At 45.3% G+C, this 14,991-nt stretch carries 20 protein-coding genes; 13 read left to right on the top strand and 7 right to left on the bottom strand.

The annotated features are described in order from the left end of the window. Window positions 1-59: 59 nt before the first annotated feature. From rpsP to FD968_RS07390, 6 genes are all read left to right on the top strand, one after another. Complete coding sequence (gene rpsP / locus FD968_RS07415; RefSeq protein WP_215365158.1) at window positions 60-305, top strand: 30S ribosomal protein S16; 246 nt, start codon at window positions 60-62, stop codon at window positions 303-305. Window positions 306-398: 93 nt separating this feature from the next. After that, on the top strand, window positions 399-965 hold the full coding sequence (rimM, locus tag FD968_RS07410; RefSeq protein ID WP_215365155.1) for a ribosome maturation factor RimM: 567 nt from the start codon (window positions 399-401) through the stop codon (window positions 963-965). Window positions 966-994: 29 nt separating this feature from the next. After that, window positions 995-1,741, top strand: coding sequence for a tRNA (guanosine(37)-N1)-methyltransferase TrmD (gene trmD / locus FD968_RS07405; protein WP_215365152.1), 747 nt, complete (start codon window positions 995-997; stop codon window positions 1,739-1,741). 136 nt (window positions 1,742-1,877) lie between these two features. Further along, window positions 1,878-2,273: a 50S ribosomal protein L19 gene (rplS, locus tag FD968_RS07400; RefSeq protein WP_114636525.1), complete on the top strand. Its 396-nt coding sequence runs from the start codon at window positions 1,878-1,880 to the stop codon at window positions 2,271-2,273. Between the two features lie 65 nt (window positions 2,274-2,338). After that, window positions 2,339-3,076 carry a CoA pyrophosphatase gene (locus FD968_RS07395; RefSeq protein ID WP_215365151.1) on the top strand — a complete coding sequence of 246 codons (738 nt, stop codon included), beginning with the start codon at window positions 2,339-2,341 and terminating at the stop codon, window positions 3,074-3,076. Next, entirely contained in the window at window positions 3,073-4,029 is a 957-nt protein-coding gene (locus FD968_RS07390; RefSeq protein WP_215365148.1) for a CobD/CbiB family protein, read from the top strand. Before FD968_RS07395 ends, FD968_RS07390 begins: the two co-directional genes overlap by 4 nt. On the opposite strand, the gene rsgA is transcribed toward FD968_RS07390, so the two are convergent. Beyond that, on the bottom strand, window positions 3,974-4,987 hold the full coding sequence (rsgA, locus tag FD968_RS07385; RefSeq protein WP_215365146.1) for a ribosome small subunit-dependent GTPase A: 1,014 nt from the start codon (window positions 4,985-4,987) through the stop codon (window positions 3,974-3,976). The genes FD968_RS07390 and rsgA overlap by 56 nt on opposite strands. A 15-nt stretch (window positions 4,988-5,002) precedes the next feature. Further along, a complete protein-coding gene (locus FD968_RS07380; RefSeq protein WP_215365144.1) occupies window positions 5,003-6,253 on the bottom strand; it encodes a M48 family metallopeptidase in 1,251 nt (416 codons plus the stop codon). Window positions 6,254-6,268: 15 nt separating this feature from the next. Here FD968_RS07380 and orn point away from each other — a divergent pair, with 15 nt between their 5' ends. Next, a complete protein-coding gene (gene orn, locus FD968_RS07375; RefSeq protein ID WP_215365142.1) occupies window positions 6,269-6,853 on the top strand; it encodes an oligoribonuclease in 585 nt (194 codons plus the stop codon). Here orn and mog read toward each other — a convergent pair. Continuing rightward, window positions 6,850-7,479, bottom strand: coding sequence for a molybdopterin adenylyltransferase (gene mog / locus FD968_RS07370; RefSeq protein ID WP_215365140.1), 630 nt, complete (start codon window positions 7,477-7,479; stop codon window positions 6,850-6,852). The genes orn and mog overlap by 4 nt on opposite strands. Window positions 7,480-7,550: 71 nt before the next feature. On the opposite strand from mog, the gene pmbA reads away from it, so the two are divergent. The 3 genes from pmbA (at window position 7,551) to FD968_RS07355 (ending at window position 10,865) form a co-directional block, all read left to right on the top strand. Continuing rightward, complete coding sequence (pmbA, locus tag FD968_RS07365) at window positions 7,551-8,852, top strand: metalloprotease PmbA (protein ID WP_371817760.1); 1,302 nt, start codon at window positions 7,551-7,553, stop codon at window positions 8,850-8,852. A 65-nt stretch (window positions 8,853-8,917) separates the two neighbouring features. Next, on the top strand, window positions 8,918-10,000 hold the full coding sequence (locus tag FD968_RS07360) for a TRAP transporter substrate-binding protein (RefSeq protein WP_215365135.1): 1,083 nt from the start codon (window positions 8,918-8,920) through the stop codon (window positions 9,998-10,000). Between the two features lie 79 nt (window positions 10,001-10,079). Next, entirely contained in the window at window positions 10,080-10,865 is a 786-nt protein-coding gene (locus FD968_RS07355) for a sulfite exporter TauE/SafE family protein (protein ID WP_215365133.1), read from the top strand. Here FD968_RS07355 and FD968_RS07350 read toward each other — a convergent pair. Then, window positions 10,862-11,545 (bottom strand): alpha/beta hydrolase, encoded by a 684-nt coding sequence (locus FD968_RS07350; protein WP_251367540.1) that lies wholly within the window; start codon window positions 11,543-11,545, stop codon window positions 10,862-10,864. The genes FD968_RS07355 and FD968_RS07350 overlap by 4 nt on opposite strands. Window positions 11,546-11,633: 88 nt before the next feature. Here FD968_RS07350 and FD968_RS07345 point away from each other — a divergent pair, with 88 nt between their 5' ends. Beyond that, a complete protein-coding gene (locus tag FD968_RS07345; RefSeq protein WP_215365131.1) occupies window positions 11,634-11,861 on the top strand; it encodes a hypothetical protein in 228 nt (75 codons plus the stop codon). Further along, window positions 11,862-12,239, top strand: a complete 378-nt coding sequence (locus FD968_RS07340) for a hypothetical protein (RefSeq protein ID WP_215365130.1) — start codon at window positions 11,862-11,864, stop codon at window positions 12,237-12,239. 5 nt (window positions 12,240-12,244) lie between these two features. Here the strand turns inward: FD968_RS07340 and FD968_RS07335 are convergent, their stop codons facing one another. Next, entirely contained in the window at window positions 12,245-12,463 is a 219-nt protein-coding gene (locus FD968_RS07335) for a hypothetical protein (RefSeq protein ID WP_215365128.1), read from the bottom strand. Window positions 12,464-12,705: 242 nt separating this feature from the next. On the opposite strand from FD968_RS07335, the gene FD968_RS07330 reads away from it, so the two are divergent. After that, window positions 12,706-13,131, top strand: coding sequence for a gamma-glutamylcyclotransferase (locus FD968_RS07330; RefSeq protein WP_215365126.1), 426 nt, complete (start codon window positions 12,706-12,708; stop codon window positions 13,129-13,131). A 14-nt stretch (window positions 13,132-13,145) separates the two neighbouring features. Here the strand turns inward: FD968_RS07330 and FD968_RS07325 are convergent, their stop codons facing one another. Together FD968_RS07325 and FD968_RS07320 are read right to left on the bottom strand one after the other, a co-directional pair. After that, window positions 13,146-13,943, bottom strand: a complete 798-nt coding sequence (locus tag FD968_RS07325; RefSeq protein ID WP_215365124.1) for a DUF4239 domain-containing protein — start codon at window positions 13,941-13,943, stop codon at window positions 13,146-13,148. Between the two features lie 93 nt (window positions 13,944-14,036). Beyond that, entirely contained in the window at window positions 14,037-14,909 is an 873-nt protein-coding gene (locus FD968_RS07320) for a CoA ester lyase (protein WP_215365122.1), read from the bottom strand. Between the last annotated feature and the right edge of the window lie 82 nt (window positions 14,910-14,991).

Raw genomic sequence — 14,991 nt, 5'->3', positions numbered from 1 at the left:
TAGTAATTTCATTGGGTTGTAATCAACCTGTTTTCATTTTTAGATTTTAAGGAATAAGTATGGTCGTCATTCGACTGGCACGCGGCGGTTCTAAGAAGCGCCCTTTTTACAGCATTGTTGCTACTGATAAGCGCAACCGTCGTGACTCGAACTTTATCGAGCGTATCGGTTACTTCAATCCACAAGCAGCTGCATCTGAGCAAGCCATGCGCATTGCTCAAGATCGTCTGACTTACTGGACTGGCGTTGGCGCGCAAGTATCTCCAACTGTTGTTCGTTTAATTAAGAACAATCCTGCTGCTTAATATTTAGTTGCTTGAGGCTTCAGTCTTTAGTTGATGCTTCAAGTTTCGAAATTGATTGGTAGTTCTATTTTGGGAAAATAAGGTGACTTGCAAATGAGTACGCCTTCCCTAAATGATTTGATTGAACTTGGCGCTATTTCTGAGGCGCAAGGTTTGCAGGGGCAAGTGAAGGTTAGACCTCACTCACCAGATCCTGTAGCACTTCTCTCTTCTAAAGCAGTTTGGCTTTCATTGATCCCGCGCAGGGATGCTGGCGTTTCTGCGTCTGTAGAGCAGGCCTCCCTGATGCAATACAGGGTAAAGAGTGCCAAGATGCATAGTGGTAATGTTGTTGTCGCCTTGGATGGTGTGACTGACCGTGATCAAGCTTTAGCGCTTAAAGGGGCACGCATCTTGGTGGCTCGTGATGCGTTTCCAAAAGTAGAAAGCGATTCTTATTACTGGGTGGATTTGATTGGCTGCCAAGCAATCAATTTACAAAATGAAGCTCTAGGTGTTGTGCTTGATGTCACTGAAAATGGCGCGCATGGTGTAATTGCTATCGGTGATTTAGCCACAAAAGAAATGAAATATCTTGTGCCTTTTGTAAAGGAAGTGGTGCAAAACGTAGACTTGCCAAATAAAGCGATTACGCTGGATTGGCAATTGGACTGGCAGTAAAACTAAGGTAAACAATCAAAACAAACAACATGCGCTTTGATGTCGTCACTTTATTTCCAGAGATGTTTTCTGCGCTCACGCAGTGGGGTGTGACGGGTCGTGCCTGTGAGCATTCTTTAGCTAGCGTTCACTTATGGAACCCTCGAGATTTTTGCTCTGATCCTCGCAAGACAGTCGACGATCGCGCTTATGGTGGCGGTCCAGGCATGGTCATGATGGCTAAACCCCTTGAAGATACTCTTGCCGGAATTAAAGAGGCTCACCAAGCTGCTGGAGTCAAAACCGGTCCCATTTGTCTTTTAGCACCTCAAGGGGAGCGTTTTTCTCAAAAAATAGCCTCCAATATCCTCAATTTAGGAAATTTGACCTTTGTTTGTGGTCGCTATGAGGCGGTAGACCAACGCTTTGTAGATCGCAATGTGGATTTACAGCTTTCTATCGGTGATTTTGTGCTTTCTGGGGGTGAAATCCCCGCTATGGCCATGATGGATGCGGTTATTAGGCTGATCCCAGGCGCCCTAGGGGATGGCGAATCTGCCACCCAGGATAGCTTTATGAATGGCCTTTTGGACTATCCGCACTACACCAGACCCGAGATTTATGAAAATTTATCGGTGCCAGACGTGCTTTTGGGCGGACATCACGCTAAAATAGCGGATTGGCGTCGGCAGAAGTCTTTAGAGCTGACGTTCAGGTTAAGGCCAGATTTAATTGATTCGGCTAGAGCCAATGGGTTACTAACCCGAGAAGATGAACAATTTCTTCGCTCGCTGTAAATACTTTCAGTAGTGTGCAGTTGTGAATAAGTGGTTTGGTTTTTGGTTTAGTGAAATTGTTTTAACTGCATCCTCTATTAGGTCCGTTGATTTAAATCTCGGGATTAAACGCTAATATGATGTTTAAGGATTAAAAATGAATTTAATTGCAAAAATTGAGCAAGAAGAAATTGCTCGCTTAAGTGCTAACAAAGTATTGCCAAGCTTCGCACCTGGTGACACAGTAGTTGTTAGCGTAAACGTAGTTGAAGGTACACGTAAGCGTACCCAGGCCTTTGAAGGCGTTGTGATTGCTAAACGTAATCGCGGACTCAATTCCAGCTTTATCGTGCGCAAGATTTCTTCTGGTGAAGGCGTTGAGCGTACTTTCCAAACCTACTCACCATTGATCGCTAGCGTTGAAGTGAAGCGTCGCGGTGATGTACGTCGTGCTAAGTTGTACTACTTGCGCGATCGTTCTGGTAAGTCAGCACGTATTAAAGAAAAACTTCAAGCACGCGTTAAACCAACAGCTGCTGTTGCTGCTGAATAATTGCTGCATTGAGGTAAACAGAAAGGCGGCCTCGGTCGCCTTTTTTGTTACCTTAGAATATGACCATGTCCAAGATCTCAAAGCCTGAAGAAGATGCCATCAATGTTGCTGCGCCTCCTGGATTTAATGCGGAAGAGATTCCTATTCATGAGGTCTGCATTCAGGATAAAAAGGTAGCTCCCGAATTACTGGAGCCAAAGGCTTTAAAGGCACGTCTTCAGCATCAACCAGAATGGCAACCAGAGATTACGGATGAGAATCGCCATGTGATTGCTGCCGACATCATTGCTAAGCGTCAGGCGGCTGGAAAAGTCACGCGTGCAGCAGTATTGATCCCTTTGCTGCTGAAAGAAGGGGGCCTCTCTGTTTTACTTACACAAAGAACCAATCACTTACGTGATCATGCAGGGCAGATTAGCTTTCCGGGTGGGCGGATGGATCCGGAAGATCTGAGCCCAGATGACACGGCATTACGAGAGAGCCAAGAGGAAATTGGTTTAGATCGAAAAAGGGTTGAGATCATAGGTTATCTACCCCAATATTTGACAGTTTCTGGCTATAGCGTCACACCAGTAGTAGGATTAGTTCAGCCTCAGGCAGAATATGTCTTAGATGCATTTGAAGTGGCAGATGTTTTTGAGGTTCCCCTACGTTTTTTGTTGGATCCTGCTAACCACCAGGTCAGACTGTGGCAAAGTGAGCAGGGCGGCCGACGTTTTTATTCAATGCCCTATGAGAACCGCTTTATTTGGGGTGCTACTGCGGGAATGTTGCGTAACCTTTATCATTTATTAAAAGTATGACTTTCTTCTCCATTCTCTTCGCCCTCATTGCTGAGCAATATCGCCCAGTAACTGCTAATCATTGGATTGCTCGCTTGAGTACCCGTTGGCTGGATTGGGTCGCTGGCGAATTCGGTGGCAAGACTGAAGAAGGTGCAAGCCCAGTTGGTGCACGTATGGCCTGCTTGGTAGCATTTGTTCTACCTACTTTCTTGGTGTTCATGGTGTATGTCACTTGCATGGTGACCTATCCTATTCTGGGATTCTTGTGGAACATCGTCATTGCCTATTTATTTTTTGGTTTCCGTCAGTTCAGTCATTCATTTACCTTGGTACATGAAGCGATTGAGGCGCATGATTTACCGGCGGCGCGCGCTGCACTTGGCGAATGGTACGGCCCTGACTTGGATGTTTCAGATCTCTCTGAAACAGAAGTCATTTCATTAGCGCTTGAGCGCGCCATCATCGGTTCCCATCGCCATGTCTTTGGTGTGTTGTTCTGGTTCATGATGCCAATGGGTCCTGCAGGTGTAGTGCTCTATCGTTTGGCGGATATTGCCGCTCAGCGTTGGTCTGAGCGTGATTACAACTTGAGCGAAGCGGCTCGTCATTTCTTTTATGTACTCGATTGGATTCCATCACGCATTACAGCAATGGGCTTTGCGATTGTTGGAAACTTCGAAGGTGCAGTATATGCATGGCGCTATCTCACCCAAAAATGGTCTGATCCTTTATCTGCCGTGATCTTGGCTGCTGGCAGTGGTGCGCTAGGTGTGCGCTTAGGTGAGCCCTTGAGCGAGCCTGATAGTGACGAAGCCTTGCGTATGGCAGAGGCTGGAGAGCCGCTAATCTATGAAGTAGGTCTTGAGCCAACCGAGCGAACTATGCGTTCTGCTGTAGGTTTGGTATGGCGTTTGGTTATCGCTTGGATGGCTTTGTTGCTAATGCTGACCATCGCTCTTTGGCTTGGCTAATTCCCTGAATTTGGGTATCTGCTGTTTTCGAATCTGAACGTAGCTGTCTAAATAGCGCCAGTCTTTCTGGCGCTATTTCATTTTTGTCTACCGCATCACGCACTGCGCAATCGGGTTCAGACTGATGGGCGCAATTGTGAAAGCGACATTTACCATGCAAGTCTTTAAATTCTCTAAAGGCATGTTGCAATTCACTGACGGACATATGCGCCAAGCCAAACTCCTGAAAACCTGGTGAATCAATCAGTGCGCCCAACTTACCGGATGCGTCTCTTCCCCAGCCTTCAGGTAATTCAAAGTAACGACAGGCTGTGGTGGTGTGCTTACCAGTATCTAGGCGTACAGAATATTCCTGAGTCAGTGCCGCGGCATTTGGAACCCAGGCATTCAAGAGGCTAGATTTACCCATGCCTGACTGACCTACAAAGACAGATATTTTGCCGGCTAAGGCAGGACGCAACTGATCAATTGAGGTGGGATCAAATTTGGCAGAGACCTCACTGACTGGGTAGCCCATGCGCGCATACGGTTCAATGATCTTGCGCGCCTGCTCTAAGTTGTCTTTGAGATCGCACTTGTTGAGTAGGATATGCAAACCAATTTGATTGGCTTCAGCAGCAACCACGGCCCTGCCTAATAGGTCGGGCGAGAAAGCAGGTTGCGTAGCAAGCACTACTAGAATTTGATCAACGTTAGAAGCGATGATCTTGCTCTTAAATGCATCCGAGCGATAAAGAATATTTTCCCGTGGCTCAATCTCAATGATGCGTGCTTGATCTGCAGAGGTCATCTCCAGCAACATGCGATCACCCACTGCGCCAATGTGTTGCTTAGCAGGGGTACTTACCTGAATTAATGGGCCGTTCGGTGATTCATTGCCAAGTGCATCAGTCACCAGTCGCTGCGCTAAATAATGTCTTCCATAGGAAGCAGTCAGTAGCGCGCGAAATTGTTCCATTCTAATAATTTGAAATTAACTGAAACGCTGTAAGTTAGCAATGCGTAATGGAGCAGGAGGATGGGAGCTGTAGAAAGCGGTATAGATTGGATCTGGCGTCAATGTTGAGGCATTATCTTGATAGAGCTTTACTAGAGCGGAGATTAAATCTTGAGCAGAAGATTTTTCAGCCGCAAAGCCATCTGCCTCATATTCATGTTTGCGTGAAGCAAGACTTCCTAGTGGCGTAAAGAAGAAGCCAAATACCGGTGATACCAGCATGAACAATGCTAAAGCAAGGCCACCGTTATAACCATTGAGATTAGGCATCACACCTAGGTCGGTGTAGAACCAAACCTGCGTACTAACCCAGCCCAGCAATGCAAACATCGCAAAGCTCATCGCGAAAGAAACAATCAGACGTTTCCGAATATGCTTACATTTGAAATGGCCCAATTCATGAGCAAGAACTGCTTCTACTTCGCCAGGGTTTAATTTTTCAATTAAGGTATCAAAGAACACAATGCGCTTTGCTTTACCCATGCCAGCAAAGAATGCATTTCCGTGAGCGCTACGCTTGCTGCCATCCATCACAAATAAACCCTGACTAGCAAAATCACAGCGGGCTAGTAGCGCTTCAATTTGCGTTTTCAGCGGGCCTTCTTCTAGGGCTTCGAACTTATTAAACATCGGCGCAATGAATGTCGGGAAAATCCACTGCATCAATAGACTAAATATGGAGAGTACTGCCCAAGCCCAAAGCCACCAAAGATCACCCGCCTTTAGCATCAACGTGAGTATGACCCATAGCAATGGAACACCAATTGCTCCACCGACAGATAAGCCTTTAATCATGTCGCTAAAGAATAATTTTTTAGTCATGCGATTAAAGCCAAAGCGTTCTTCAAGGTAAAACTGCTTGTACCAAGAGAAGGGAATATCCAGGATCCCGGAGATAATCACTACTGATACCAATAAAGCGATTTGCTGAGCAACACCTTCGCCCAGGAATTGCAGCAAAGCGATATTAAGAATTTGCAATCCACCTAGTAAGGTGAAGGCAATTAAAATGATGGCGCTAACCCCGTTTTCTAAAATCGCTAGGCGCAATTTAGCAATCGTGTAGTCAGCCGCTTTTTGATGTTCTGCCAAAGTTACTTTTTCAGCAAACTCAGCTGGAACCGCATCTCGATGTTGGGCTACATATCGAATTTGACGTTGGGAGAGCCAGTGGCGTAGGCCAAAACTGGCTATAAAAGCGATTAGGAAAATAATTGTGAATGTCATGAGATCATTATAGATATGAGCGAACAAACGAATACTGCAGCAGTCAAGACGGCGCCAGCCAGTGAGCACCTCATCTGGGTGGATATGGAGATGTCTGGTTTGGATCCGGAAACCGAGCGCATCCTAGAAATCGCCATTATTGTGACTGATGCCCATCTCAATACGATAGCTACTGCCCCAGTTTGGGTGGTACATCAAAATGATGCGCTTTTGGATGCGATGGATGCTTGGAATAAGGGCACCCATGGACGCTCAGGACTGATTGATAAGGTTAAGGCATCCACTATGGATGAGGCGACCGTTGAAGCAGAATGCATTGCTTTTTTAAAGAAATACATCAAAGCTGGGATTGCGCCAATGTGTGGTAACACTATCGGTCAGGATCGTCGCTTTATGGCTAAGTACATGCCCAAATTAGAGGCGTACTTTCATTATCGAAATATCGATGTTTCCACTCTGAAAGAGTTGTGCAAACGATGGCACCCAGAGTTGGTAAAGGGCTTTACCAAAAAGCAGGCACATACTGCTTTGGCGGATATCGAAGAATCCATTGAGGAACTGAAGTACTACCGCGATAAATTTATCGTACCGCTACCTTAAGATGATTTCTTGATGGCGCTCTTAGGTCTGAAGGCTTTAATGACATCCTCATTGGTATCGATATAAGGTCCACCAATCAGGTCGATGCAGTAGGGCACTGCAGCAAAGATTCCTGGCACGATGGATTTGCCATTCTCATCCTTGAGGCCCTCGAGGGTCTCTGCAATAGCCTTGGGTTGACCAGGCAGATTGATTACAAGGGCAGCGTGCCCTTCAATTTCACGAAGAACGGCTGTTTGTCTGGACAGAATGGCAGTGGGGACAAATTTGAGGCTAATTTGACGCATTTGCTCGCCAAATCCGGGCATTTCTCGGGTGCCGGCATCTAAGGTTGCCTCAGGGGTGACATCTCGCCTGGAGGGGCCCGTGCCGCCCGTGGTGAGCACCAGGTCACAACCTAGCTCATCGACCAATTCAACGATGGTTTCAGTGATGATTTCAGATTCATCAGCGATCAGACGTTCATGAAAGACGCAGGAATTGCTCATGGCCTTCATGAGCCAGGTTTGCAGGGCGGGAATGCCCTCATCTTGATAAACACCCTTGCTCGCTCGATCCGAGATCGAGATTAGGCCAATTTTGACTTCGTTGGGGGAGCTGCGCTTCCAGGCTTCGTTATGCTTCATATTTCTATTCTAGCTATTATTAGGGCATGTTTACATATTCATCTAGCCAGTTTCAAGAAATTATCAATTTCATGCTCAAAGAGGCCAAAAGAAGGGGTGCCTCTGATGCTGTAGCTGAAGTTTCCGAAGGTCAGGGTCTCTCAGTAACTGTCCGCAAGGGCGAAGTAGAAACTATCGAACAAAGCTTAGACAAGCAAGTTGGGGTAACGGTATTTTTGGGTCACCATCGTGGCAACGCGAGCACGAGTGATTTTTCCCAGGCATCTTTAAAAGCAACGGTTGATGCTGCGTATCACATTGCCCAACATACAGCAGAAGACAATTGTGCTGGACCAGCCGAAGCAGAGTTACTGGAAAAAAATCCACTAGATCTTGATTTATTTCATCCATGGGATCTTGATGCAGCACGCGCTGTAGAAATTGCTCGTATTGCAGAGGGTGCTGCATTTTCAGTTAGCAAGCAAATTCAGAATAGCGATGGAGCTTCAGTTTCTGCCCATCATGCGCATTTTATGATGGGTACTTCCCATGGGTTTATGGGCGGCTATCCATTTTCACGTCACTATATTTCTTGCGCACCGATTGCGAGTGAGGGTGGGAAAAAATCGCATATGCAAAGAGATGATTGGTATTCAAGCTCACGCATACCAACTGAGTTGGCTGATCCTGCGGCTATTGGTAAATACGCAGCGCAGCGTGCCTTATCTCGCTTAAAGGCAAGGTCGCTTAGTACACGTCGTTGCCCAGTTATTTTTGAAGCACCCTTAGCGTCTGGGCTATTGGGCGGCTTAGTTCAAGCCGTTTCTGGGGGCGCGCTCTATCGCCACTCCAGTTTTTTGCTAGATAGCCTAGGCAAGCAAGTATTGCCTAAACATGTCAGCCTGTTTGAGAATCCTCACCTCAAAGCCATGACAGGAAGTGCGCCATTTGATGAAGAGGGTGTGAAGACGAGCGCACGTACTGTAGTTGACAAGGGAATCTTGGAAGGGTATTTCCTGTCCACATACTCAGCGCGTAAGTTGGGAATGAAAACCACTGGCAATGCAGGAGGTTCTCATCATCTAACACTGCAAAGTAAGAAAACGCCCAAGGGCGGATTGCCTGCTTTGCTAAAAGAAATGGGCACTGGTTTATTGGTCACTGAATTGATGGGGCAGGGCGTGAATTATGTGACGGGAGATTACTCTCGCGGTGCATTTGGTTACTGGGTTGAGAATGGTGAAATTCAATATCCGGTTGAAGAGGTCACGATTGCCGGTAATTTGCGCGATATGCTCTTAGACATCGAGTTGATTGGTAGTGATACCTTGATACGAGGCACCAAAGAAACTGGGTCTATTCTGATTGGCTCAATGACGGTTGGCGGAAAATAAACCTCGTTATAGAATCTAAAACAAAGAATCAATCAACAGCTATAAAAATCCTAAAGGAGACGGAGATGCAAAGACGTTCATTTCTAAAGAAAGCCACTGTAGGTGCTGGTATTGCCACGCTGGGCGCTCCGGCGATTGCGCAAAGCCTGCCAACACTGAACTGGCGCTTGGTATCTAGCTTCCCTAAATCTTTGGATACGCTCTTTGGGACCCCTGAAGTTTTTGCTAATTCATTACGTAAAGCGACTGATGGTAAGTTCAACGTTAAGATATTTGCTGCAGGAGAGGTGGTGCCCGCATTGCAAGTATTGGATGCCGTTCAAAACGGAACTGTTGAGTGCGGCCATACTGCTAGTTATTACTACTTGGGAAAAAATAGCGCCTTTATTTTTGATACTGCAGCCCCATTTGGCATGACTGCACGTCAACAATCTGCTTGGATGCTCCACGGTAATGGCATGAAATTGATGCGCGAGCTCTATGCTAGTTACAACATTGTGAATTTCCTTGGCGGTCAAACTGGTACGCAAATGGGTGGCTGGTTCCGCAAAGAAATTAAATCTCCAGAAGATCTAAAAGGTCTGAAGTTCCGTATCGCTGGATTTGCTGGTCAAGTGTTAGCAAAGTTAGGTGTAGTGCCACAACAATTACCTGCGGGTGAAATTTATTCTGCTTTAGAAAAAGGCACTATTGATGCCGCTGAGTTTGTAGGTCCGTACGATGATGAGAAGTTGGGTTTAGCCAAAGTTGCTAAGAACTACTATTACCCGGCCTTCTGGGAAGGCGCAGCAGGGTTGTCATTCCTAGTTAATAAAAAGCAGTGGGATTCGCTACCACCCTCTTATCAAGCAGCATGGGAAGCGGCCTGTTTCGAAGCACACACTGATATGTGCGCAAAATACGATGCTCTCAATCCACCAGCTTTGCAACGCCTCTTGCAAAATGGCGCTGTCTTGCGCAAGTTCAATACCTCCATCATGGATGCGTGCTTTAAAGCAAGCCAGGAAACTTATGCGGAAGAGTCAGCTAAGAATCCTCAATTTAAAAAGATCTTTGATGATTACCGTGTATTCAGAAACATGGAAGCCCAGTGGTTTGGGGTTGCAGAGCAAGCCTTTGCTCAATACAGCTTTAACAAGAAGCTCTAAAGAGTTCAGGTGCCAAGAGATCAAGGGCTCTAGCGAGCCCTTTTTCTTTTATCCTCCATTGACTTGGTAAGATCACTGAATGCTTGATTCCTTATTAGCACCATTAATCCAATCTTTTCACGCGCATACCTTTGCATTTTTTGTTACTGCCATCGCCAGCGTTATTGTGGTGGGCATCTCTAAGAGTGGCTTTGGGGCTGGCTTAGGCACCCTCTCGCTTCCATTAATGGCCAGTCAAGTCAGCGTTGGTGAGGCTCTGGCAATATTGCTTCCGCTATTGATCGCCATTGATTTGGTAGGTCTGCAACGTTTTATTCGTAATGCCAATTGGCGGATCTTGAAATTAGTGATCCCGCCTGCAATTATTGGTATGGGCTTGGGCATCATTTTCTTTAAATCGATAACACCCAAGACGCTCAGTCTCTCAATCGGTATCTTCACCTTACTTTTCTTGGTTCAGAATTTAGCGATGTCGCACTTTGACGCACGAGATGCTAAGCCATACCCTTGGCTTGGAAGGTTGATGGGGATGACTACAGGCTTTACTTCTTTTGTGGCTCATATTGGTGGGCCTCCCATCACACTCTTTATGTTACGAGAAAAATTACTTCCCATGGTCTATACGTCGACCCTGGGTATCTTCTTTACGGTAATTAACTTTGGAAAAATTGGGCCATACGCTTATTTGGATTTACTAAACTTTCAGCAGCTAGCCACCTCCTTACTACTTTTGCCCTGTGTTCCAATCGGCGTCTACCTCGGGTTCTATCTGGCTAAGCGTATTTCGATGAAGTGGTACTACCGGATGGTGCGCTTCTTCTTGTTAGTAGCTGGTATCAAGCTGGTGATAGATGGCTTGATCTAGTCTGATGGCTTAATCAATACGCTTTGCAAGAATCTCGAGATATCCATCAGTTCTTCACGATTAACAGAGTGCTCCATGGGGTATTCGTTCCAGTTGACTTGGTAGCCCATTTTTTCTAGTGCCACATAAGAAGCTTCGGCACGTTCAGGAACAACCACTGCATCGTACATACCATGTCCCATGAAGATCGGTGTATTTTGATTGGCTGAATGTTTTTCAGTAATCAATGACATTGCTAGAGGCAAATATCCTGAGAGGGCAATAATGCCCGCTAGCTTATGTGGAAAGCGTAGTCCAATATGCAATGCCATTGCGCAACCTTGCGAGAAACCTGCCAGAACAATATTTTCATAAGCTATGCCACGGCTAGCCTCTCTCTCAATGAGCTCCACAATAGAAGTAGCGGAGCGATGGATACCAGTAGCATCTTCTTGATCCATGAGATTTCTGCCAACAATGTCATACCAAGCTGGCATCACGTAACCGCCATTAACGGTGACTGGCATGCTCGGTGCACTGGGAAACACAAACCGAATTCCGGGACATCCCTCAAGACGTAATTCTGGAATGATGGGTACAAAATCATTGCCATCAGCCCCAAGGCCATGGAGCCAAATTACAGCAGCACTAGGATTCGGCGCAGTTTCGAGTTCGATGCAAGGCAGCATAATTTTAATCATCCCTTAAAAGATCTATTTTTCGATATGAGTCTAATCTATTGGGGTGTAATATGTCCAAAAGAGTTCTGATTGCATGCGGAGATATTGGATGAAGCCGTTCTATATTGATTACCCTCAGGAAAAAATAGAAGAGCATCAACACGCCTATCGATGTATGCATTGCAAGATTCCGACAACAGTGATTTTTGGCTTATTAGAAAATCATGCAGAAGATTGCACTTACCGCACACAACAAAGCAAATGGGTTCAATTAGAGGCAAAGCTCAAGCCCCATAAGGAGCACTTCGATGAACCCCATGCCGATGAGGTCGATTAAATGAAAACTTATCCGATTGCCATTGAGTTAACCGTTTGGTTTGATCTCGGCCTGAATCAATATGAGGTCACGATTGACGGAGTCTCCAAGATTTCAGTGAAAAGAACGGATGATGTTTTGCATAGCAGAGACTTATCTCCCGCCGAAACACAACTTCTCCTCGATGCCATTGAAACGCTTAAAGTTCCTGTGACTGAAGAGGTAGAGGCAAATGCAGGCAATAAAGCCTCATCAAGCTATGAGTTGATTATTGAGTCTGCACACTTCTCCTTAGAATTCAATTGGGAGAATTTAGATGTCGAAGCTAGTAGCTCTAATGCATTTGAATCCGTAGTGAAGTTGGCAAGCCTAGTGCAGAGCCTAGATCTTGATCACTAAGCGCCTTAAGCTTCTACAACTATAAAATCCCCTTGAGAAATCTTTTCTCTAAACTGAGAGAAGGAAAACAAGGCCTTAATTGATTTGGTATTAATGACCTCAATCTTGCCGTCTGGCGTGAGATTGGCAAGATACTCCCCCTCCGGAAACAGTGCTTCTGGAACAGTCTCCGTATTGTGAATCTGGGCGTTTAGCACTAGGCTTTTTGTAATTTTGATACGCATGCCTCATCATAGGTTCCAAAAATTAGTAGTAATTCATACTCTGCACAATTTGGAAAATGAGATGCACCAATTGGGTGTTTCAACGAGACAGTCCAGAAAGCCTTAAAACGACGCTTTTCAAGGATGGCCTATATGTGGCTTGGATTGTTTACGCACTCATCTAGTGCATCCTATGGAAGTGCAAAGCATAAATATCCTTTTGATAAAGCTATAGTTACAAGGACAATCTCAATAACGTATTCATGAGCTCCCCATATTTGTTCGTTTACGGAACGCTTAAATCTGATGCATTAAATGCCAATGCCCAGAGATTGCATCAACATGCTCGGTTGCTGGGGGCAGCTAAATGGCAGGGAGCGCTTTATCTCGTGAGCAATTATCCAGGTGCAGCGAGATCTAACAATCATGATGATGATGTCTTGGGTGAGGCTTGGGAATTACGCAACCCAGAAGCATTATTGGCATCTTTAGATGAGTACGAGGAATGTGCACCTAGTAGTCCAGGCCCTCATGAGTACGTTAGATCTTTAGAATCGATTTGGCTTGGTCAGGATGAGATAAAGGCTTGGGTGTACATCTATAACTTGGAGATCGCTCGACTCCAAAAGATTGAGTCTGGAAATTTTATTAATAAAAACCAGACCCTCATACGTCGAGTTACCAAATAACTCCACAAATATTCTTAATAAATCCAAGAGAGTTTGAGAAGATTGACCAGTGGGTCTGGACCAATGGCCATGGGTCCCAAGAATGGATGAATAAATAGCACCAAGAAATAGAGGATGCCCACCACGGTCGAGCTTAAAAAGATAAGCAACACTACATGCGTGCGCCGAGATTTCATCTGAAATAAGCAGGAGAACAGTAGAAAAATAACCAAACTACTCACTAGTCCAAACCATGCGGGGGGAGCTAAAGCAAAGCGGGCGTTATAGATCCTACTTCTGCGAAGCTCTGTCGCTTCTAATGAAAGACGCAAGAGTTGTTGATGTGCATTAGATTCCCCAAGATTTTGTGGTTTCAGATGGATTGCTAAATTTTCAATTACTAATAATTCTTGATAAGCCTTCACGCTAAATTGATCATTGCTGAGCATTGGCCACTCTTCGTTAATTACCGTATTCACATAGGCCCTCAATCCCTCTTTTCCTTTGCGCTCTACTTCAGGTGGAAAGGCGGAATAAATTCGGTACATATTATTGAGAGTGGTTGCTTCTTTGGCGACGGCATCGCTAACCCCGTTGTAGTTTTGCCAAACCAATACCGTTACGAATGCAAAGACTAAACTAAAGACAACGCCCATAGCGTTATAGATATAGCCTGCATACTCAGAATCTTCCCCAAAGAGTATTCCTGGAAAGACTTTTTGAGAGATCCAAAAAACGACAAAACAGGTTATCAAAATAATGAGCGTCAGCTCAAAGCGAAGAGCGACATCATAGGAAGTAAGTAGATATCTGAGAATTGGCAAATCCATCATTTGATATACCTGTATAGGATTAATGCAGTTTTGCTAAATAGCGCCTTATGGCATCCTAAACGATTTTTAGGTTTACGAATACCAACCTATCTCTTAGCTGGCAAAGGACTGAATGGAGTTGGCTAGAGCCAAGATCCGTTTAGCATCTTGAATATGGAGTTCCTCGATGAGTTTGCCATTGAGAACTGCAATACCTGCCCCAGACTTGATTGCTGCCTCATAGGCCGTGATGCGCTCTTGGGCTTCAGTAACTTCTTGGAGCGAGGGGCCAAAGTATTCATTGGCTAATGCAATTTGACTTGGATGAATTAAGGTCTTGCCATCAAAACCCATATCTCTGCCCTGAATGCAAGACTGTCGTAAGCCTGTCTCATCATCTAGAGAAAGATGAACTCCATCTAATACGCAAAGACCAAATGCTCTCGCTGCCAGAATCGAAAGTGAAAGCGCAGTTTGGGTTTCGAGTCGATTAGGGGTATGTCTCGCATGTAAATCTTTGACGAGATCTGAGGTTCCTAAAACTAAGGCTTCAAGAAGGAAATGTGAGCTAGCAATTTCCTCGAGTTTAAAAATTGCCTTAGGTGTTTCAATCATGGCCCAAATCGTTAAGTCAGGACGCGCTTTGGAGTCCTTGAGGATTTTAGCGACCTCTTGTACTTGCGAGGCAGATTCTACTTTGGGCAATACGATGGCATCAGCTTTGCTATTTGCAAAAGCTTTTAAGTCATCCAATCCCCACGGAGTATTAAGACCGTTAATTCTGACAACTGCTTCGCGATATCCAAAACCAGTTTCTAGGGCCGCAAGAATATTTTTTCGGGCGGTAACTTTGGCATCAGGCGCCACTGCATCTTCTAGATCTAAAATTAGCGAATCAGCCGCTAGTGTCTTAGCCTTTTCTAGTGCCCTAGTATTGGCCCCTGGCATATAGAGGACGGAGCGGCGGGGTCTACTGGTATTGATCATGATTGGGTGTGCTATTAAAAATAATGAATCAAAACATCATATCTGATACCCCTTAGGAGTCATAGAGAAGTTCGAGTACCCT

Source organism: Polynucleobacter sp. AP-Titi-500A-B4, assembly GCF_018688095.1.
GTDB lineage: Bacteria > Pseudomonadota > Gammaproteobacteria > Burkholderiales > Burkholderiaceae > Polynucleobacter.
The sequence above is the reverse complement of the archived record's forward strand: the minus strand, read 5'-3'. Positions and strand labels throughout refer to the sequence as shown.